At 58.4% G+C, this 19,990-nt stretch carries 19 protein-coding genes; 11 read left to right on the top strand and 8 right to left on the bottom strand.

Annotated elements, in window-relative coordinates; genetic code table 11:
- Positions 1 to 400 precede the first annotated feature (400 nt).
- Positions 401 to 973, bottom strand: coding sequence for a DedA family protein (locus ACOTXI_RS06510; RefSeq protein WP_008500905.1), 573 nt, complete (start codon positions 971 to 973; stop codon positions 401 to 403).
- A gap of 157 nt (positions 974 to 1,130) precedes the next feature.
- Between ACOTXI_RS06510 and ACOTXI_RS06505 the strand changes: the two genes are divergently transcribed.
- Together ACOTXI_RS06505 and pbpG are read left to right on the top strand one after the other, a co-directional pair.
- Positions 1,131 to 1,718 carry a Yip1 family protein gene (locus ACOTXI_RS06505; protein ID WP_008500904.1) on the top strand — a complete coding sequence of 196 codons (588 nt, stop codon included), beginning with the start codon at positions 1,131 to 1,133 and terminating at the stop codon, positions 1,716 to 1,718.
- A 167-nt stretch (positions 1,719 to 1,885) separates the two neighbouring features.
- Entirely contained in the window at positions 1,886 to 2,809 is a 924-nt protein-coding gene (pbpG, locus tag ACOTXI_RS06500; RefSeq protein WP_058654885.1) for a D-alanyl-D-alanine endopeptidase, read from the top strand.
- Positions 2,810 to 2,892: 83 nt separating this feature from the next.
- Here pbpG and ACOTXI_RS06495 read toward each other — a convergent pair whose 3' ends face one another.
- Together ACOTXI_RS06495 and dld are read right to left on the bottom strand one after the other, a co-directional pair.
- Positions 2,893 to 3,447, bottom strand: a complete 555-nt coding sequence (locus ACOTXI_RS06495; RefSeq protein WP_058654887.1) for a GNAT family N-acetyltransferase — start codon at positions 3,445 to 3,447, stop codon at positions 2,893 to 2,895.
- Positions 3,448 to 3,559: 112 nt separating this feature from the next.
- Positions 3,560 to 5,308: a D-lactate dehydrogenase gene (gene dld / locus ACOTXI_RS06490; RefSeq protein WP_023293821.1), complete on the bottom strand. Its 1,749-nt coding sequence runs from the start codon at positions 5,306 to 5,308 to the stop codon at positions 3,560 to 3,562.
- 189 nt (positions 5,309 to 5,497) lie between these two features.
- Between dld and bglX the strand changes: the two genes are divergently transcribed.
- The 5 genes from bglX (at position 5,498) to ACOTXI_RS06465 (ending at position 11,693) form a co-directional block, all read left to right on the top strand.
- Positions 5,498 to 7,795 carry a beta-glucosidase BglX gene (gene bglX, locus ACOTXI_RS06485; RefSeq protein ID WP_058654889.1) on the top strand — a complete coding sequence of 766 codons (2,298 nt, stop codon included), beginning with the start codon at positions 5,498 to 5,500 and terminating at the stop codon, positions 7,793 to 7,795.
- A gap of 146 nt (positions 7,796 to 7,941) precedes the next feature.
- Positions 7,942 to 8,859: a glycine betaine ABC transporter substrate-binding protein OsmF gene (osmF, locus tag ACOTXI_RS06480; RefSeq protein ID WP_103786731.1), complete on the top strand. Its 918-nt coding sequence runs from the start codon at positions 7,942 to 7,944 to the stop codon at positions 8,857 to 8,859.
- Between the two features lie 12 nt (positions 8,860 to 8,871).
- Positions 8,872 to 10,029, top strand: a complete 1,158-nt coding sequence (locus ACOTXI_RS06475) for an ABC transporter permease (protein ID WP_058654891.1) — start codon at positions 8,872 to 8,874, stop codon at positions 10,027 to 10,029.
- Positions 10,022 to 10,972, top strand: a complete 951-nt coding sequence (locus tag ACOTXI_RS06470) for an ABC transporter ATP-binding protein (RefSeq protein ID WP_021241488.1) — start codon at positions 10,022 to 10,024, stop codon at positions 10,970 to 10,972. The genes ACOTXI_RS06475 and ACOTXI_RS06470 overlap by 8 nt, the downstream gene beginning before the upstream one ends.
- A complete protein-coding gene (locus tag ACOTXI_RS06465; RefSeq protein ID WP_008500896.1) occupies positions 10,956 to 11,693 on the top strand; it encodes an ABC transporter permease in 738 nt (245 codons plus the stop codon). The genes ACOTXI_RS06470 and ACOTXI_RS06465 overlap by 17 nt, the downstream gene beginning before the upstream one ends.
- Here ACOTXI_RS06465 and ACOTXI_RS06460 read toward each other — a convergent pair.
- Positions 11,668 to 11,781, bottom strand: coding sequence for a protein YohO (locus ACOTXI_RS06460; RefSeq protein WP_008500895.1), 114 nt, complete (start codon positions 11,779 to 11,781; stop codon positions 11,668 to 11,670). The two genes, ACOTXI_RS06465 and ACOTXI_RS06460, sit on opposite strands and share 26 nt — an antisense overlap.
- 69 nt (positions 11,782 to 11,850) lie before the next feature.
- Positions 11,851 to 12,591, bottom strand: coding sequence for an HTH-type transcriptional regulator MlrA (gene mlrA, locus ACOTXI_RS06455; protein WP_008500894.1), 741 nt, complete (start codon positions 12,589 to 12,591; stop codon positions 11,851 to 11,853).
- A gap of 218 nt (positions 12,592 to 12,809) precedes the next feature.
- Between mlrA and ACOTXI_RS06450 the strand changes: the two genes are divergently transcribed.
- The 3 genes from ACOTXI_RS06450 to ACOTXI_RS06440 are packed head-to-tail and all read left to right on the top strand — an operon-like array spanning position 12,810 to position 15,725.
- Positions 12,810 to 14,495, top strand: coding sequence for a sensor histidine kinase (locus ACOTXI_RS06450; RefSeq protein ID WP_058654894.1), 1,686 nt, complete (start codon positions 12,810 to 12,812; stop codon positions 14,493 to 14,495).
- Entirely contained in the window at positions 14,489 to 15,208 is a 720-nt protein-coding gene (btsR, locus tag ACOTXI_RS06445) for a two-component system response regulator BtsR (RefSeq protein WP_023293826.1), read from the top strand. The genes ACOTXI_RS06450 and btsR overlap by 7 nt, the downstream gene beginning before the upstream one ends.
- A 46-nt stretch (positions 15,209 to 15,254) precedes the next feature.
- Positions 15,255 to 15,725 carry a DUF1456 family protein gene (locus ACOTXI_RS06440; RefSeq protein ID WP_008500891.1) on the top strand — a complete coding sequence of 157 codons (471 nt, stop codon included), beginning with the start codon at positions 15,255 to 15,257 and terminating at the stop codon, positions 15,723 to 15,725.
- A gap of 110 nt (positions 15,726 to 15,835) precedes the next feature.
- Here the strand turns inward: ACOTXI_RS06440 and metG are convergent, their stop codons facing one another.
- Positions 15,836 to 17,869, bottom strand: a complete 2,034-nt coding sequence (metG, locus tag ACOTXI_RS06435) for a methionine--tRNA ligase (RefSeq protein ID WP_058654895.1) — start codon at positions 17,867 to 17,869, stop codon at positions 15,836 to 15,838.
- Between the two features lie 137 nt (positions 17,870 to 18,006).
- On the opposite strand from metG, the gene apbC reads away from it, so the two are divergent.
- Positions 18,007 to 19,116: an iron-sulfur cluster carrier protein ApbC gene (gene apbC, locus ACOTXI_RS06430; RefSeq protein ID WP_008500889.1), complete on the top strand. Its 1,110-nt coding sequence runs from the start codon at positions 18,007 to 18,009 to the stop codon at positions 19,114 to 19,116.
- 92 nt (positions 19,117 to 19,208) lie between these two features.
- Here apbC and ACOTXI_RS06425 read toward each other — a convergent pair whose 3' ends face one another.
- Both ACOTXI_RS06425 and ACOTXI_RS06420 read right to left on the bottom strand, forming a co-directional pair.
- Positions 19,209 to 19,694 carry a GNAT family N-acetyltransferase gene (locus ACOTXI_RS06425; RefSeq protein ID WP_058654897.1) on the bottom strand — a complete coding sequence of 162 codons (486 nt, stop codon included), beginning with the start codon at positions 19,692 to 19,694 and terminating at the stop codon, positions 19,209 to 19,211.
- The gene (locus ACOTXI_RS06420; protein ID WP_008500887.1) at positions 19,639 to 19,971 is read right to left on the bottom strand and encodes an RcnB family protein; all 333 of its coding nucleotides are present in this window, start codon (positions 19,969 to 19,971) and stop codon (positions 19,639 to 19,641) included. The genes ACOTXI_RS06425 and ACOTXI_RS06420 overlap by 56 nt, the downstream gene beginning before the upstream one ends.
- Positions 19,972 to 19,990 lie beyond the last annotated feature (19 nt).

Below are 19,990 nucleotides of genomic sequence, written 5' to 3'. Positions count from 1 at the left end.
GGGCTGGGGTGAGGGGGAACATACGGCTGTAGTGGTCATTCCGTTCACTTCATGTTCTTTGCTACTCTGTAACAGCATGACCTGTGAACGTGCCAGGGCGGCTCAATCGCCGCCGCCCTGGCGACCCGGGCTCCCGGCGGTAAATCGCCGCTTCGCGGTACCCTCAGCTTATTCCTTCAGGCTATCGGGTCGGGCATGAGCCTGCATCCCTGCAGGCCACGCCCTCTCGGCGCATCCCTGCGCCTCGCCCCGGCCCTACGGAAACGCCTCGGCGATTTACAGCCGGATCAGGGCGTCGCTGTAAACCATTAATTTTCCTGAAGCAGTATTCATCGCTTCAGGTAAAAAAATTACTGGGGAACCCTCAGCCCTGTGGGTGAGGGCATCAGGCTGAACCAGGCTACTCCTCATCCCGCGTCTTTTCACGGTGCTTCAGCCACAGTCGCACCGCAATCACCGCCACGACTACCAGAATCAGCCACGCCCAGTGCTTCAGGTGCTGGTCGAGATTATGCAGCCAGGGCGCAATCACTTCGCCCCCTACATAACCGAGCGTCGTAAAGATCAGCGCCCAGGCAATCGCGCCCACAATATTGAGCGGCAGAAAAATTTTGGGCGGCAGATGGCTGGCGCCAATCAGTATCGGCCCGATAATGCGAAAGCCATACATAAAGCGCGTGCCAATAACGAACAGGTAGGGATGACGTTGAATGAGCCGCTGAGCGCGGCGGATTTTCTTCTGATGCTTTGCGAAACGCTTGAGCAGCGTGGGCCCAAAGCGCAGCCCCAGAAAGTAGAGCAGCTGATCGCCTATCATCCCGCCCAGCGCGACCGCGGCAACAACCAGCGGGAACTTCAGTAACCCCTGATGCGCGGCGACGCCCCCTAACAGCGTGATGGTTTCACCTTCTGCCACGCTGCCGATGACCAGCGCGGCATAGCCATATTGCTCAATGAGTGCGTTAATATCCATTACGTAACGGTTTTCTCCCTCTGCGTGCCTCGTTTAATCATATACCCCTTGAATCAACGGCGGGGAAATCAACGGAAATTTCCCACTGTACATAAAATAATCTAAAGCCTGCATTATACTTAAGGTATCGCTGACGGGCCGACAACAAGGGGGCGCTATGAACCATGTCTGGGGACTTTTCTCCCATCCCGATCGTGAAATGCATGTCATTAAAAGTGAGAACGAAACGGTCTCGCATCATTACACGCACCACGTGCTGCTGATGGCCGCGGTGCCGGTAATATGCGCTTTTATCGGAACGACACAAATCGGCTGGAACTTCGGTGACGGCACCGTGGTTCAGCTTTCCTGGTTTACCGGACTCTATCTTGCCATCATCTTTTATGGCCTGATGCTGGCGGGGGTGGCGGTCATGGGGCGCGTGATTCACTGGATGGCGCGTAACTATCCGCAGCGTCCATCGCTGGCGCACTGTATGGTCTTTGCCGGGTATGTCGCGACCCCGCTGTTCTTAAGCGGTATTGTTGCGCTCTATCCACTGGTCTGGCTGTGCGCGCTGATCGGTACCATTGCCCTCTTTTACACCGGTTATCTGCTGTATCTGGGGGTTCCTACCTTCCTGAATATCAATAAAGAAGAGGGGCTGAGCTTCTCGAGCTCAACGCTCGCCATCGGGGTGCTGGTGCTGGAGGCATTACTGGCGCTGACGGTGATTCTTTGGGGTTATGGATACCGTCTCTTCTGAGTTCACTGCATTGCTGGCGTAAATGCCAGCAATGCAGCATCCGTTCACGATTATCCTCTGGCGACAACGCCCGCTGACGGCTATGATGCCGAGGCCAGCCTGTGTTTATCTAACAACCCAGGCGGTGTACGTCATAACGTGCGTGAATAATTATCAGAAGTCTCACCATGCTGAAATTCCGAGTCTCTTTACTTAGCCTGGCGCTGTTGCTGGGTGCGTCCGCAGTCGTACCGGCCGTCGCCAAAGCGCCCGCGGTGACCACCGCTGCTGCTCAGCCGCAAATTGCGTCCGGCAGCGCGATGATTGTCGATCTCAACACCAATAAGGTGATTTACGCCAGCCATCCGGACCTGGTGCGACCGATCGCCTCAATTACCAAATTAATGACCGCGATGGTGGTGCTTGATGCCCATCTGCCGCTGGACGAAAAACTGAAAGTGGATATTAGCCACACGCCGGAGATGAAAGGGATCTACTCCCGCGTGCGGCTGAACAGTGAGATCAGCCGTAAAAATATGCTGCTGCTGGCGCTGATGTCGTCTGAAAACCGCGCGGCGGCGAGCCTGGCGCACCACTATCCGGGCGGCTACGACGCGTTTATCCGCGCGATGAACGCGAAAGCCAAAGCGCTGGGGATGAACAATACGCACTATGTTGAACCGACGGGTCTGTCGATCAACAACGTCTCCACGGCGCGCGATCTGACGAAACTGCTGATTGCCAGCAAACAGTACCCGCTGATTGGTCAGCTCAGTACCACCCGTGAAGAGATGGCGACCTTTGCGAACCCGGCCTATACGCTGCCGTTCCGCAATACTAACCATCTGGTATACCGGGATAACTGGAATATTCAGCTAACGAAAACCGGCTTTACCAACGCGGCCGGACACTGTCTGGTGATGCGCACCGTATTTAACGGTAAGCCGGTGGCGCTGGTAGTGATGGATGCCTTCGGCAAATACACGCACTTCGCCGACGCGAGCCGCCTGCGGACCTGGATTGAAACAGGAAAAGTGCAGCCTGTCCCGGCCGCGGCATTGACGTATAAAAAGCAAAAAGCGGAGCAGATGGCGACGGCGCAGAACGACTGAGCCGTCTGTCAGCGCCGGGTGGCGGCTTTGCCTTACCCGGCCTACAAACACTAAAAACGGTAACCCAGGTTACCGTTTTGCGTTTATTCCGGCAGCGTCCAGTCACCATCGTTGAGCGGGCGCTGCATAATCACCGTATCCCGCCAGTCGCCTTTCTTGTAGCCTACGCTGCGCAGCTGACCGACAATCACGAAGCCATGTTTTTTATGCAGGCGTAACGAGCCGGCATTGTTATTGCCATCTCCTACCACGGCAATTATCTGCCGCCACGGCCCTTGCTCGCAGCGTGCGATCAGCGCATCCATCAGTGCCGTGCCAAAACCGCGCCCGGTGATGCTGGCATCCACGTAAATCGACTCTTCCAGGGTATAGCGGTAGGCGTGTCGCGGTCGGTAAGGGGTGGCATAGCAGTAGCCCACCACAATGCCGCGATATAGCGCGATAAGCCACGGTAAACCGTTCTCCGCCACGCTTTTCATGCGATGACGCATTTCGTCAATAGTCGGGGGGACTTCTTCAAATGACGCGCGCCCGTGAAGCACATGCCAGGCATAGATCGCGGCAATGGCATGCACATCATCGGGACGGGCGTCGCGCACTTCCAGCTCGGTCTCGGATAAAACATCAATAGCCGACATGATGTGCCTGCTCCTCGTTATCGAAGGCCGGAGAAACGTTTCTCCGGCGATAAGCCGTTACTCTATTACGATTAAGGAGCGCTTAACAATCTCTCAAATTTGGCTGTAGGAATTAATCAGACGTTTGCGTTATGTGCCGCTCCGCGTCTGCGCTCTCTTTCCAGTATTTCTTCCGCGTTGTTTTACCGATGCCGGGATTCATGCTGTTTGTAGGGTCATTCGCGCGATAAAACTGCTTAAGTGCGTCAGGGGCTTTATAAAGATGTCCGACGTTGTGTTCCGCAGGATATTGTGCGCCGCGTTCACGCAGAAGGGCGAGCATCTGCTCCTTCAGTTCGTGTGCATCGACCCCTTTCTTGACGATGTAATCCTGATGGAAGACATAGCACATAAAGTGGCCGTAATAGAGCTTGTGCACCAGCTTGCTGTCGATTTCCGGCGGCAGGTGTTCAAACCACTCGGTGTCGTTACGCCGCAGGGCGATATCGAGCGCCAGAATATCTTCCACCTCTTCGGAATGTACCGCCTGATATCGGATGGCGGCCCCTGCGGCGGCAAAGCGGTGCAGGAAGGCTTTGCTGCCCTCTTCAGGCGTACAGGCAAAGAAATCCCCTTCGGCGGTTTTAAAGAATTCGGTCAGCCAGCTCTGCGCTTCGGCAATTCCGTCTCCGGCCATTTTCAGCAGCAGGTGATGTTCGTACTTGTCGCGCCAGGTTTTCATCCTCTCCGGCAGATGCGCCGGGAAAACGTTGCCCAGCTTCTGCATAAAGCGGTCGGTGAAGTGGGGTTTGAACAGCGACACTTTCTCCAGCATCGCGTCGGTACGGCCCTTCATGGTGAAGAAGAACGGCATTTTGTCGGTGCCGAGCTTGTCGATCATCAGGAACGTGTCTTTGCCGTAGCGCTCGGCGATGTCGTAAATGTCCCGGTGCATGTACTCGCCCGCCACCGGCAGATGGGTGAATTCGCCCAGAATATGACGGCGGATCTCCGTCAGAACCTCAGGCTGGTTGGTGCCGATGTAGAATACCTGCTGCTTTTTCTCGGCCGGGAAGGTGTCGAGACGCACCGCAAAAACGGCCAGCTTGCCCGCGCAGCCGGAGGATTCAAACAGGCGATCCGGGTCGGCGTTATAGCGCGCCGGCGTATCGGCATTGATATCCCGCACGCGGGTCACGTAGTCGTGATCGTGCGCATGGCGACCGTCGTGCTGAACGTCTTCATCCTTCACGCGATCGTCGTCGAGCTTGCTGAGGATCTGTTCTGGCGTGACGCCGAGATCGATTCCCAGGTGGTTCACCAGCGTCAGCTTGCCGTTTTCGTCAATACGGGCAAACAGGGACATCTCGGTATAGGCGGGGCCGCGCTGCACCAGCGAGCCGCCAGAGTTATTGCAGATCCCACCGACCACCGAGGCGCCAATGCAGGAGGAGCCGATCACCGAGTGCGGTTCGCGGCCCAGCGGCTTAAGCGCTTTCTCGAGGGAGTAGAGCGTGGTGCCGGGGAACGCGAGCACCTGCTCGCCTTTATCCAGCAGGTGCAGCTTGTCGAGGCGCAGGGTGCTGATAATCACGATGTCACGATCGTAATCGTTGCCGTTCGGCGTGGAGCCTTCGGTCAGGCCGGTGTTGGCCGCCTGCATTAAAATAATCTTGTCGGCGGCGACGCAGGCGCTCAGGACGCGCCACAGCTCCAGCAGCGTGCCGGGGAAAACCACCGCCAGCGCCTCGCCCTGACCGGAGCGGAAGCCCTTGCGGTAGCGGGCGGTTTTAGCCGGGTCGGTAAGCAGGTGAGAGGAGCCAACCAGGCGCGACAGTTCGTTAATAAAGGTTTTGTTATCGTCAGTTCGAACAGAAGACATCTTCCACTCCTTGTGGTGGGGCAAATTTCTCGCTGTAAAGCATAGCGCGATTAACTGTTAAGCGGTCGAGTATTCACGAGAAAAATCAGAGAATAACCCTGCAACGATCGGAGGGTTTGTGGCACACTGCGCTTTTCGCACGGTATGGCCGAGATCGTCCGGCGGTTATTGATGAGAGAGTAAAACGACATGAAATGGCTATGTTCTGTAGGTGTCGCCGTCAGCCTGGCGCTGCAACCTGCGCTGGCAGAGGATTTGTTTGGCAATCACCCGCTCACGCCTGAAGCGCGGGACGCGTTTGTCACGGAATTGCTCAAGAAAATGACGGTCGATGAGAAAATCGGCCAGCTGCGTCTGATCAGCGTCGGCCCGGATAATCCGAAAGAGGCCATCCGCGAGATGATCAAAGACGGGCAGGTAGGGGCCATCTTTAATACCGTCACCCGCCAGGATATCCGCAAGATGCAGGACCAGGTGATGGATCTCAGCCGCCTGAAAATTCCCCTGTTCTTTGCCTATGACGTGGTGCACGGTCAGCGTACCGTCTTCCCCATCAGCCTCGGCTTAGCGTCTTCTTTTAACCTCGACGCGGTGAAAACCGTCGGGCGCGTGTCGGCTTATGAAGCGGCGGACGACGGGCTGAACATGACCTGGGCGCCCATGGTGGACGTCTCGCGCGATCCGCGCTGGGGCCGCGGCTCGGAAGGCTTTGGTGAAGATACGTATTTAACCTCCACGATGGGTAAAACCATGGTGGAAGCGATGCAGGGCAAAAGCCCGGCGGACCGCTACTCGGTAATGACCAGCGTCAAACACTTTGCGGCCTACGGCGCGGTGGAGGGCGGTAAAGAGTACAACACCGTCGACATGAGCCCGCAGCGCCTGTTCAACGACTACATGCCGCCGTACAAGGCAGGGCTGGATGCGGGCAGCGGCGCGGTGATGGTGGCGCTGAACTCGCTGAACGGCACGCCTGCAACCTCTGATTCCTGGCTGCTGAAAGACGTGCTGCGCGACCAGTGGGGCTTTAAGGGCATCACCGTTTCCGACCACGGCGCGATTAAAGAGCTGATCAAACACGGGACCGCCTCCGATCCGGAAGACGCGGTGCGCGTCGCGCTCAAGTCCGGCATCAACATGAGCATGAGCGACGAGTATTACAGCAAGTACCTGCCGGGGCTGGTGAAGAGCGGCAAGGTGACGATGGCGGAGCTGGACGATGCCACCCGTCACGTGCTGAACGTGAAATACGACATGGGGCTGTTTAACGATCCGTACAGCCACCTGGGTCCGAAAGACTCCGACCCGGCAGATACCAATGCCGAAAGCCGCCTGCACCGCAAAGAGGCGCGTGACGTCGCGCGCGAAAGCCTGGTGCTGCTGAAGAACCGCCTCGACACGCTGCCGCTGAAAAAATCCGGCACCATTGCCGTGGTGGGTCCGCTGGCCGACAGCAAGCGCGACGTCATGGGCAGCTGGTCTGCGGCGGGCGTGGCTGACCAGTCCGTGACCGTGCTGACCGGTATCAAGAGTGCCGTCGGTGAAAACGCCAAAGTGGTTTACGCCAAAGGGGCGAACGTCACCAACGATAAAGACATCGTGACCTTCCTCAATCAGTACGAGGAAGCGGTGAAGGTCGATCCGCGCACGCCGAAGGAGATGATTGACGAAGCGGTGAACGCCGCGAAGCAGTCTGACGTCGTTGTTGCGGTCGTGGGTGAAGCGCAGGGTATGGCGCACGAAGCCTCCAGCCGTACCGATATCACCATTCCACAGAGCCAGCGCGATCTGATCGCCGCCCTGAAAGCCACCGGCAAGCCGCTGGTGCTGGTGCTGATGAACGGCCGTCCGCTGGCGCTGGTGAAAGAGGACCAGCAGGCTGACGCCATTCTGGAAACCTGGTTCGCCGGTACCGAAGGCGGTAACGCCATCGCCGACGTGCTGTTTGGCGATTACAACCCGTCGGGCAAGCTGCCGATGTCCTTCCCGCGCTCCGTCGGGCAGATCCCGGTGTACTACAGCCACCTGAACACCGGTCGCCCGTATAACGCCGACAAGCCGAACAAGTACACCTCTCGCTACTTCGACGAAGCTAACGGCCCGCTCTATCCGTTTGGTTACGGCCTGAGCTACACCACCTTCAAGGTCTCCGACGTGAAAATGTCGGCGCCGACCCTGAAGCGTGACGGCAACGTCACCGCCAGCGTTGAGGTGACTAACACCGGCAAGCGCGAAGGGGCTACGGTGATCCAGATGTACGTGCAGGATGTCACCGCGTCGATGAGCCGTCCGGTGAAACAGCTGCGCGGTTTTGAGAAGGTCAACCTGAAGCCGGGGGAAACCAAAACCATCAGCTTCCCGATCGACGTGGATGCGCTGAAGTTCTGGAACCAGCAGATGAAATACGATGCGGAACCGGGCAAATTTAACGTCTTTATCGGCGTGGACTCCGCCCGCGTGAATAAAGGCCAGTTCGAGCTGCTGTAACCTTTCCCTCCTTTGCCTCCCCCGTCCTGCGGGGGAGGCGTCTTACCTTATGCTAAAAAGGCATTTTGACGGTTAATTCCGCCGTTTTAAGCTACGCTTTTCTCTCAAGCCTCTGAAAAAGGCAGCAAAAAAATGAGGATAGCGGAATGACGATTGCAAAGGGGATGTTGGGATCTGCGGTGTTACTGGCGGCGCTGAGCCTGCCGTTACAGGCGGCGGAGCCGGTAAAAGTGGGTTCGAAGATCGATACCGAAGGCGCGCTGCTCGGCAATATCATGTTGCAGGTGCTGGAAAGCCACGGCGTGAAAACGGTCAATAAAGTCCAGCTCGGCACCACGCCCGTCGTGCGCGGCGCGATTACCTCCGGCGAGCTGGATATCTACCCGGAATACACCGGCAACGGCGCATTCTTCTTCAAAGATGAAAACGATCCGGCATGGAAAAACGCCAAAGCCGGGTATGAGAAAGTCAAAAAACTCGACGCGGAACAGAACAAACTGGTCTGGCTGACCCCGGCACCGGCCAACAATACCTGGACTATCGCCGTGCGCAAGGACGTGGCGGAGAAAGGGAAGCTGACTACCCTGGCGGATCTCAGCCGCTACCTGAAAGAGAAGGGCGACTTTAAGCTTGCGGCGTCGGCGGAGTTCATCGAGCGTCCTGACGCGCTGCCCGCGTTTGAAAAAGCCTACGACTTCAAGCTCGACCAGGCGCAGCTGCTCTCGCTGGCGGGCGGGGATACCGCGGTGACCATCAAAGCGGCGGCACAGCAAACTTCCGGCGTTAACGCGGCCATGGCCTACGGTACCGACGGCCCGGTGGCGGCGCTTGGCCTGCAGACCCTGACCGATCCAAAAGGTGTACAGCCAATTTACGCGCCGACCCCGGTGGTGCGTGAGGCGGTGCTGAAAGCGTACCCGGACATTGCAGAATGGCTCAAACCGGTCTTCGAAAAGCTGGATGAAAAAACGCTGCAGCAGCTGAATGCCAGCATTGCCGTCGAGGGGCTGGATGCCAAAAAAGTGGCCGCCGACTTCCTGAAACAACAAGGGCTTGTGAAGTAACGGGAAAAGGCTGTGCCAATAAAATGTCATAACCGCGTCCTGCTGCTGCTGGCCTGCGTGGCCATCGCGGCGGTCGCGTTACCGTTTGTCAACGTTGCCCCAAACCGCCTGATGTCGGGGGAGGGCAAAGCGCTCTGGCAGGTCTGGTCATTTACGCCGGGGTGGCTGGCGGCGGCGCTGGGCGCGTGGGTGATCCTGTCGCTCTGGCAGGGACGCCCGGCCCAGTGGCTGACGCTGCTTCTCTCTGAAGGGCTGTTTATTCTCCTGTTCTGGAGCGCCGGGCTGGCGGCGACGCATATGGCCTCGGCGGAAAGTCCGCTGGCGAGAACCACTATCGGCAGCGGCCTGTGGCTGTGGCTGGCGCTCTGCCTGCTGGCCTGCAGCGATGCGATTCGTCGACTCATCCCCAGCGCCGTCTGGCGATGGGTGCTCAATGCGCAGATATGGTGTATTCCTTTACTCCTGCTGTTCAGCGGTGAGCTGAACAACCTTTCGCTGTTAAAAGAGTACGCCAACCGTCAGGAGGTGTTTGATGATGCCCTCGCGCAGCACCTGACGATCCTCTTCGGTACGCTCGTTCCGGCGCTTCTGGTTGGGATCCCCCTTGGTATGTGGTGCTATCGCCATCCTTCACGCCAGGGCGGGGTTTTTGCCGTGCTCAATGTTATCCAGACCATTCCTTCCGTCGCGCTGTTTGGCCTGCTGATTGCGCCGCTGGCCGGGCTGGTGAAGTCGTTTCCGGCGCTGGGAATGCTGGGAATAGCCGGAACGGGATTAACGCCCGCGCTTATCGCGCTGGTGCTGTATGCCCTGCTGCCGCTGGTACGCGGCGTGGTCGCAGGCTTAGGCCAGGTCGCACCTGACGTGCTGGAAAGCGCCCATGCGATGGGAATGAGCGCGCGGCAGTGTTTCTGGAAAATTCAGCTGCCGCTGGCGCTGCCCCTGCTGTTGCGCAGCCTGAGGGTGGTGGCGGTCCAGACCGTCGGCATGGCGGTGATTGCGGCGCTGATTGGCGCGGGCGGCTTTGGCGCGCTGGTCTTCCAGGGGCTGCTGAGCAGTGCCCTGGATCTGGTGTTATTGGGCGTGGTGCCCACGATTGCGCTGGCGGTGGTCGTCGACGCACTGTTTGCCTTATGGCTCGCGCTGCTCGGGAGAAGAGCCAATGATTGAATTTCATGATGTCAGTAAAACCTTTGCCGGTCGCCCGGCGGCGAGCCACCTGAACCTGAACTTTGCCGAGGGGGCGTTTTCCGTGCTGATAGGCACCTCCGGGTCGGGCAAATCCACCACCCTGAAGATGATCAACCGGCTGGTGGAGCATGACAGCGGGCTGATCCGCTTTGCCGGGGAAGAGATCCGCAGCCTGCCGGTGCTGGAGCTGCGCCGTCGGATGGGCTATGCCATTCAGTCCATCGGCCTGTTTCCGCACTGGACGGTGGCGCAGAACATCGCCACCGTGCTGCAGCTGGAGAAATGGTCACGGACGAAAATCGCCGAACGTGTTGATGAACTGATGTCTCTGCTGGGGCTAGAGCCCGCGCTGCGCGACCGCTATCCGCACCAGCTTTCCGGCGGGCAGCAGCAGCGCGTGGGCGTGGCGCGCGCGCTGGCGGCCAACCCGCAGGTGCTGCTGATGGACGAACCCTTCGGCGCGCTGGATCCGGTCACGCGCGGGGCGCTGCAGGCGGAGATGACCCGCATTCACCGCATTCTCGGACGCACGATCGTACTCGTGACGCACGATATTGATGAAGCCCTGCGCCTGGCCGACCATCTGGTGCTGATGGATCATGGCGAAGTGGTGCAGCAGGGCTCGCCGCTTGAGCTGTTAACCTGGCCGAAGAATGACTTTGTGCGCGAGTTTTTTGGCCGCAGCGAATTGGGCGTCAGGCTGCTCTCCCTGCGAACGGTGAGCGACTATATGCGTCGGGAGGCGGCGCCGGTGAGCGGCGAACCGCTGCAGGCGCAGATGAGCCTGCGGGATGCGCTCTCCGCGTTTGTCGCGCGCCAGTGCGAAGTATTGCCCGTTTCTGATGCCCGGGGCGCGCCGTGCGGCACCTTACACTTTCGCGATCTGCTGGCCGGGGAGGTGACGCGTGAAGGCACTGCGTGATCCGCTTCTCTGGCTGGTAGCGCTCTTTGTCGGCTTACTGTTTCTGATGCCCCACAGCGCGGCGCTGTTTAACAGTCTCTTTCCCGGGCTGCCGCGGCCGGTGTATCAGCAGGAGAGCTTCATTAATCTCGCCCTGGCGCATCTCTGGCTGGTGGCGCTCTCAAGCGCCATCGCGGTTGTGCTGGGCGTGGGGGCGGGCATCGCGGTCACGCGGCCCGCGGGCCGGGAGTTTCGCCCGCTGGTGGAGACGATTGCGGCCATCGGACAGACATTTCCCCCGGTGGCGGTGCTGGCGATAGCGGTGCCGGTGATGGGCTTTGGCCAACAGCCTGCCATCATTGCGCTGATTCTGTACGGCGTATTGCCGGTGCTGCAGGGCACGCTGGCGGGCCTCGCGGCGGTACCTGCATCCGTGCTGAGCGTGGCGGAAGGGATGGGGATGAGTCGCGGTCAGCGGCTGCGCAAGGTTGAACTGCCGCTAGCGGCACCGGTTATCATTGCCGGGATCCGCACGTCGGTCATCATTAACATTGGGACGGCGACCATTGCGTCGACGGTCGGCGCTAATACGCTGGGCACGCCGATCATTATCGGCTTAAGCGGGTTTAATACGGCGTATATTGTGCAGGGAGCGCTGCTGGTTGCGCTGGCGGCAATCGTCGTCGATCGCGCTTTTGAGCGGCTGGCGCTGTACCTCAGCCGACACCGCCGCGAACAATAAACGAGTACCCTGCCAGCATCACGCCGCCGATACCGCTGACGGCCATCAGGACAAAAAGGGTAATAATGGCCAGTTTGGTTGCCTTCATCATATGCTCCTGTTGTTAACGGAACAATTATACGGTGAAGCGCAGCTGTTAATGAACCATTAAATGCCGTTATGGCTCATCCGGACCAAGGGAATAGACCGGGTAACCATTCTCACGCCATTCCGTCAGCAGCTGTTGCTGCGAGGCGGACGGCACTTCGCCACACCAGACCAGCAGGGTCTGGCCGTCGAAAAACTCAGGTCTGAGCTGCGCCAGCGAGTGCGCCAGAACATCCACGCGCCAGCCCTTCTGGGTGGCAATCCACGCTTCCAGCCACAGGCGGGTGGTATCGTGTACGTTCCAGCCGACAACCAGCGCATCTTTTCCGGCTTTGTTCTTCGCTGAGGCAAGGCAGACGGCAATGTAGTTGATCAGCACGCCGTCGAGCATGCTGAGCAGCGCCTGCAGGGTGGACTGCTGGCACTGCAGGCGTCGCCGGAGCGGAATGAAAAGATGGGATATCAGCGTCTGCGCCGGGTAATCGCGACCCTGCTCTTTTATCCATCCACGCAGGCGCTGCAGGTTGCCCGCCTGCAGGAGCCGCAGCAGGGTTTCCTGTTGTTCGCGCCAGAGATGTTGCGTATCCGGGTCGTCGTGGCTCAGCAGGGACTTCACTTTCCCAACCTGCACGCCGTTGTCAATCCAGCTTTTGATTTCGCGAATGCGGTCGATATCGTCATCATTAAAAAGGCGATGCCCACCGTCGGTCCTCTGCGGTTTGAGTAATCCATACCGTCGCTGCCACGCCCGTAGGGTAACGGGATTGATATCACAAAGGAGTGCCACTTCACCGATCGTGTAAAGCGCCATATTCGCCCCCTGGCTTACGCGTTCCCAGCTTAACTGTAGACCCACTTTGCCGAACCAGGAAGAATTGATTGTTTTTTGCGCAAAGAATGCGAAGCGTATGCGATATTCTGAAAAAGGTGTGATAACGGGCACGATTTTGCGCTTTTTTGGGATGCTTCAAAGAAAGTTGAGCCGCATCCGTGTATGTTACGCGTTTTTTAGCGTGTGCGGTTTTGAGTATGTACGAGTTTAACCTGGTGCTGCTGTTGCTTCAGCAGATGTGCGTGTTTCTGGTCATTGCCTGGCTGATGAGCAAAACGCGCCTGTTTATCCCGCTGATGCAGGTCACCGTCCGTCTGCCGCACAAATTCCTCTGCTACGTCGTATTTTCCATATTCTGCATTATGGGGACCTGGTTTGGTCTTCATATCGAAGACTCTATTGCCAATACGCGCGCTATCGGCGCGGTGATGGGCGGGCTGCTCGGCGGTCCCGTCGTCGGGGGTCTTGTCGGTTTAACCGGGGGGCTGCATCGCTATTCCATGGGCGGGATGACGGCGCTGAGCTGTATGATCTCCACGATCGTTGAAGGGCTCCTCGGCGGCCTGGTGCACAGCTATATGATCAAGCGCGGTCGCCCGGATAAAGTCTTCAGCCCGCTCACCGCCGGAGCCATTACCTTTGTGGCCGAAATGGCGCAGATGGCGATCATTCTGCTGATTGCCCGTCCGTTTGAGGATGCGCTGCACCTGGTCAGCAGCATTGCCGCTCCGATGATGGTGACCAATACCGTGGGCGCGGCGCTGTTTATGCGCATTCTGCTCGACAAGCGCGCCATGTTTGAGAAGTACACCTCGGCCTTTTCCGCCACGGCGCTGAAGGTTGCCGCCTCGACGGAAGGGATCCTGCGCCAGGGGTTCAACGAAGAGAACAGCATGAAGGTGGCCCAGGTGCTCTACAAGGAGCTGGATATCGGCGCGGTGGCGATAACCGATCGGGAAAAGCTGCTGGCCTTTACCGGTACGGGCGACGATCACCATCTGCCGGGCAAACCGATCTCCTCAGCCTATACGCTGCGCGCCATCGAAACCGGCGAGGTGGTGTATGCCGACGGTAACGAAGTGCCTTACCGCTGTTCGCTGCATCCCCAGTGCAAGCTGGGCTCCACGCTGGTGATTCCGCTGCGCGGCGAGAATCAGCGGGTGATGGGCACCATCAAGCTGTATGAGGCGAAAAACCGTCTGTTCAGCTCCATCAACCGCACGCTGGGGGAGGGGATCGCCCAGCTGCTGTCCGCGCAAATCCTCGCCGGGCAGTATGAGCGGCAGAAAGCCCTGCTGACGCAGTCGGAGATTAAGCTGCTGCATGCGCAGGTCAATCCGCATTTCCTGTTCAACGCCCTCAATACGCTCAAAGCGGTGATCCGCCGCGACAGCGATCAGGCCGCGCAGCTGGTGCAGTTTCTGTCGACCTTTTTCCGCAAGAACCTGAAGCGGCCGTCGGAGATCGTGACCCTCGCCGATGAGATTGAGCACGTGAATGCCTATCTGCAGATTGAGCAGGCGCGTTTCCAGTCGCGTCTGCAGGTGTCGCTCTCCGTGCCGGACGAGCTGGCGTATCAGCATCTTCCGGCCTTTACCCTGCAGCCGATTGTGGAAAACGCCATTAAGCACGGTACATCACAGCTGCTGGGAAGGGGGGAGATAACCATTGCCGCCAGCCGATTCAACCATCACCTGGTGCTGGATATTGAAGATAATGCCGGGCTTTATCAGCCTTCCACCTCCGGCGGATTAGGGATGAGCCTGGTGGATAAACGTCTGCGCGCCCATTTTGGCGATGACTGTGGCATTACCGTCGCCTGCGAGCCCGACCGATTTACCCGTATTACCGTACGACTGCCGCTGGAGGAAAACGCATGTTAAGAGTGCTGATTGTGGATGACGAGCCGCTGGCACGGGAAAACCTGCGCGTTCTGCTGCAGGAGCAGCCGGATATTGAGATTGTGGGGGAGTGCGCCAACGCCATTGAGGCTATCGGCGCGGTGCACAAGCTGCGCCCGGACGTGCTGTTCCTTGATATTCAGATGCCCCGCATCAGCGGGCTGGAGATGGTCGGCATGCTTGACCCGGACCATCGTCCCTACATCGTGTTTCTGACGGCGTTCGACGAATATGCCGTTAAGGCCTTTGAGGAGCATGCGTTTGATTATTTACTCAAGCCGATTGAAGAGAAGCGTCTGGATAAAACGCTCACCCGTTTACGCCAGGAGCGCACCGTGCAGGACGTCACGCTGCTGCCGGAGAACCAGCAGCCGCTGAAGTTTATCCCCTGCACCGGGCACAGCCGGATCTATCTTCTGCAGATGGATGATGTGGCCTTTGTCAGCAGCCGCCTGAGCGGGGTATTTGTTACCAGCGCGGAAGGGAACGAAGGGTTTACCGAGCTGACCCTGCGCACGCTGGAGAGCCGCACGCCGCTGATTCGCTGTCACCGCCAGTACCTGGTGAATATGGCGCATCTGAAGGAGATCCGCCTGGAAGATAACGGCCAGGCCGAGCTGGTGCTGCGCGCCGGGCAAACCGTCCCGGTCAGCCGCCGCTACCTGAAGAGTTTGAAAGAGGCGATTGGGCTGTAAAGCTGGTACACTGCGCGCCATTGCATCATCGACATTCGAAGGCACTATGCTAAGTAACGATATTCTTCGTAGCCTGCGCTACACCCTGAAAGCGAACAATAACGACATGGTGCGCATTCTTGCGCTGTCCGACATGGAATCCACGTCTGCGAGTTTTGACACGTGGATGACCAAAGAAGACGAAGAGGGGTTTGTCCGCTGCCCTGATATCATTCTGTCGGGCTTCCTGAACGGCCTGATTTACGATAAGCGTGGCAAAGATCCTGCCGCGCCAGAGCTGGCGCTGGAGCGTCGGGTGAACAACAACACGGTGCTGAAAAAGCTGCGTATCGCGTTCTCGCTGAAAACGGACGATATCGTGGCGATCATGACCGAGCAAAAATTCCGCGTATCCGTGCCGGAAGTGACCGCCATGATGCGCGCACCGGATCATAAAAACTACCGCGAGTGCGGCGACCAGTTTCTGCGTAATTTCCTGCGCGGGCTGACCCACCGGGTGCATCACCCGAAGGCGTGATGTTTAGCCGGGTGGCGGCTTCGCCTTACCCGGCCTACAAAACCCGTAGGCCCGTGCAGGCGTAGCGCCGCCGGGCAAAAAAAAGCCGGAGATAATCTCCGGCTTTTTTGTTATTTCACCTGCTGACCCGGCTTCGCGCCTTCGTCAGGGCTTAACAGGAAGATATCTTTCCCGCCAGGGCCTGCGGCCATCACCATCCCCTCAGAGATGCCGAAGCGCATTTTACGCGGCGCCAGGTTGGCGACCATCACGGTCTGACGACCGATCAGCACCTGCGGGTCCGGATAGGCAGAACGGATCCCGGAGAAGACGTTGCGCTTCTCGCCGCCCAGATCCAGCGTCAGGCGCAGCAGCTTGTCAGAGCCGTCCACGAACTCCGCGTTCTCGATCAGCGCCACGCGCAGGTCGACTTTGGCGAAATCATCGAAGGTAATGGTTTCCTGAATCGGATCGTCCGCCAGCGGGCCGGTGACCGGTGCCGCAGCCGCCTTCACTTCTTCTTTGGATGCTTCTACCAGGGCTTCAACCTGCTTCATCTCGATGCGGTTGTACAGCGCCTTGAAGATGTTCACCTTGTGGCCGAGCAGCGGCTGCTGGATTGCATCCCAGGTCAGTTCGGTGTTCAGGAACGCTTCAGTACGGGCAGCCAGCTGCGGCAGAACCGGCTTCAGCCAGGTCATCAGCACGCGGAACATGTTCAGACCCATGGTGCAGATCGCCTGCAGGTCAGCGTCGCGGCCTTCCTGTTTCGCGACCACCCACGGAGCCTGCTCGTCCACATAGCGGTTGGCAACATCGGCCAGCGCCATGATTTCGCGAATCGCTTTACCGAATTCACGGCTTTCCCAGGCTTCGCCAACCGCAGCGGCGGCATCGGTGAAGCTTTTATACAGCTCAGGATCGGCCAGTTCGGCAGAAAGCACGCCGTCAAAGCGCTTGGCAATAAAGCCCGCGTTACGGGACGCCAGGTTCACCACCTTGTTCACGATGTCCGCGTTTACGCGCTGCACGAAATCTTCCAGGTTCAGGTCGATATCGTCGATGCGGGAAGAGAGCTTCGCGGTGTAGTAGTAGCGCAGGCTGTCCGCGTCGAAGTGGTTCAGCCAGGTGCTGGCCTTGATGAACGTCCCGCGGGACTTGGACATCTTGGCGCCGTTCACCGTCACGTAGCCGTGAACAAACAGGTTGGTTGGCTTGCGGAAGTTGCTGCCTTCCAGCATGGCCGGCCAGAACAGGCTGTGGAAGTAAACGATGTCTTTGCCGATGAAGTGGTACAGCTCGGCGGTAGAGTCTTTCTTCCAGTATTCCTCGAAGCTGACGGTGTCGCCACGCTTGTCGCACAGGTTCTTGAAAGAGCCCATGTAGCCGATTGGCGCGTCCAGCCAGACGTAGAAGTATTTGCCCGGCGCGTTCGGGATTTCGAAGCCGAAATACGGCGCATCGCGGGAGATATCCCACTGCTGCAGGCCGGATTCGAACCACTCCTGCATCTTGTTCGCTACCTGCTCCTGCAGCGCGCCGCTGCGGGTCCATGCCTGCAACATTTCGCTGAAGGACGGCAGGTCAAAGAAGAAGTGCTCGGAGTCACGCATCACAGGCGTGGCGCCGGAAACCACGGATTTCGGCTCGATAAGCTCGGTCGGGCTGTAGGTCGCGCCGCACACTTCGCAGTTATCGCCGTACTGGTCCGGGGATTTACATTTCGGACAGGTGCCTTTGACGAAGCGGTCCGGCAGGAACATGCCTTTTTCCGGATCGTACAGCTGAGAGATGGTGCGGTTTTTGATAAAACCGTTCTCTTTCAGACGGGTGTAGATCAGCTCCGACAGCTCGCGGTTTTCGTCGCTGTGCGTGGAGTGATAGTTGTCATAGCTGATGTCAAAGCCAGCAAAATCGGTCTGATGCTCATGACTCATTTCGGCAATCATCTGCTCCGGGGAGATCCCCAGCTGCTGCGCTTTCAGCATGATCGGCGTGCCGTGGGCATCGTCCGCACAGATGAAGTTAACCTCGTGGCCGCGCATTCGCTGGTAACGGACCCAGACATCAGCCTGGATATGCTCCAGCATGTGGCCGAGGTGGATTGAGCCGTTGGCGTACGGCAGTGCGCACGTTACCAGAATTTTCTTCGCGACTTGAGTCATAGTAGGCATTACTTCTTTTAACTGTGAAAAGGGTTTTTGATATTACCAAAAGGGGCATTATTAAGTAAGCACAAACCACGGCCTTTCAGGTAAACTTGTTCATCTAAGGTCTTATTCACAAGAACAAAGGAGTCGGGATGAGTTCTCAATCCCAGGCCAAATCACCGGAAGCCTTACGAGCAATGGTCGCCGGGACGCTGGCTAACTTTCAGCATCCAACCCTGAAGCACAATCTCACTACGCTGAAAGCGTTACACCACGTTGCCTGGCTGGACGACACGCTGCACGTTGAGCTGCAGATGCCGTTCGTCTGGACCAGCGCCTTTGACGCGCTGAAAGAGCAGACCAGCGCCGAGCTGCTGCGCATTACCGGCGCGAAGGCGATCGACTGGAAGCTGAGCCACAGCATCGCCACGCTGAAGCGCGTGAAAAACCAGCCTGGCGTCAACGGCGTGAAAAACATCATTGCCGTCAGCTCGGGCAAGGGCGGGGTGGGGAAATCCTCTACCGCCGTAAACCTGGCGCTGGCGCTGGCAGCGGAAGGGGCAAAGGTCGGTATTCTTGATGCCGACATCTACGGCCCGTCTATTCCAAACATGCTGGGCGCGGAAAACCAGCGTCCAACCTCGCCCGATGGGACCCACATGGCGCCGATCATGGCGCACGGTCTGGCGACCAACTCCATCGGTTACCTGGTGACTGACGATAACGCCATGGTCTGGCGCGGCCCGATGGCCAGCAAAGCGCTGCTGCAGATGCTGCAGGAGACGATGTGGCCGGATCTGGATTATCTGGTGCTGGACATGCCGCCGGGGACCGGTGACATCCAGCTCACGCTGGCGCAGAACATTCCGGTGACGGGTGCCGTTGTGGTGACCACGCCGCAGGATATCGCGCTGATCGACGCCAAAAAAGGCATTGTGATGTTCGAGAAGGTGGAAGTGCCGGTGCTCGGTATCGTTGAGAACATGAGCATGCACATCTGCAGCAACTGCGGTCACCACGAACCTATCTTCGGTACGGGCGGGGCAGAAAAACTGGCTGCGAAGTATCACACCCAACTGCTGGGACAGATGCCGCTGCACATTACCCTGCGTGAAGATCTGGACAGCGGCAAGCCGACGGTCGTCAGCCGTCCGGATAGCGAATTTGCAGAGATGTATCGTCAGCTGGCGGGACGCGTTGCGGCGCAGCTTTACTGGCAGGGCGAAGTCATCCCGGGCGAAATCGCGTTCCGCGCGGTGTAATACCTCTTCGCTTAGTGCCGGGTGGCGGCTTCGCCTTACCCGGCCTACGAAATACGGTTTTGTGGGTCAGGTAAGCGAAGCGCCACCTGACTTTACCCAAGCCGATAGTGCATCAAATAATACTCTCCCTCCGGAGAATCCCCCGTCGCCTCAATGTGCCAGCCGTGCCGCTGGTAAAACGCGACAGCCCGCGCATTCTTCACCAGACACTTAAGCGAACCTGTACTGGTAAACGTCTTATGCACCTGTTCCAGAAGCATTTTCCCGACGCCGTGGCTTTGATACTGCGGGTCAACAAAGAGGTTGTGCAGAAAATTATCGTTCGCCCAGACGGAGGCAAAGCCCAGGCGATGGCCGTTCTGCGTGGCAACCCAAATCACTTCGTCACGGGTGGCCGCGTCAAAGTCTTCAAGCTGCCAGTCTGAACTGTCCAGCCATGGCCAGGCCTCACGCCGGGCGTGGAGAAAGAGCGTGCGCAGGAAAGGACGATCGCTTTCCTGCCAGGGGCGGATCAGAATGGTCTTAGCGGTGATAGAAAATATCTCCGTTATAGGCTTTGTAGATTTTGCCGTCCGCATCGCCGATCAGCACGTAGTTCTCGCCCATGTAGGTCCAGTGGGTTCCGGCATCCGGAGCCGGCAGGTTACGCAGCTGGTACTGTTTAATGGTGTACTCCGGCGTTTGATACTGCGCCGGCGCCGTGTCGCCAATCTTGAATTTCGTGAAGTCAGCGATGAACTCTTGTTCTTCATAGGCCTTGATGCCGGAGGGTGCAGCGGCCGTTTGCGGGGCAGAGAATGCGGATCCCGCCAGAGACAGTAATACACCCAGAAGCAGCAGTTTACGCTTAGCCATTTTTTCTCCAGTGATATCG

The organism is Enterobacter cloacae complex sp. BZL2005 (assembly GCF_049238885.1).
Taxonomy (GTDB): domain Bacteria; phylum Pseudomonadota; class Gammaproteobacteria; order Enterobacterales; family Enterobacteriaceae; genus Enterobacter; species Enterobacter roggenkampii.
The sequence above is the reverse complement of the archived record's forward strand: the minus strand, read 5'-3'. Positions and strand labels throughout refer to the sequence as shown.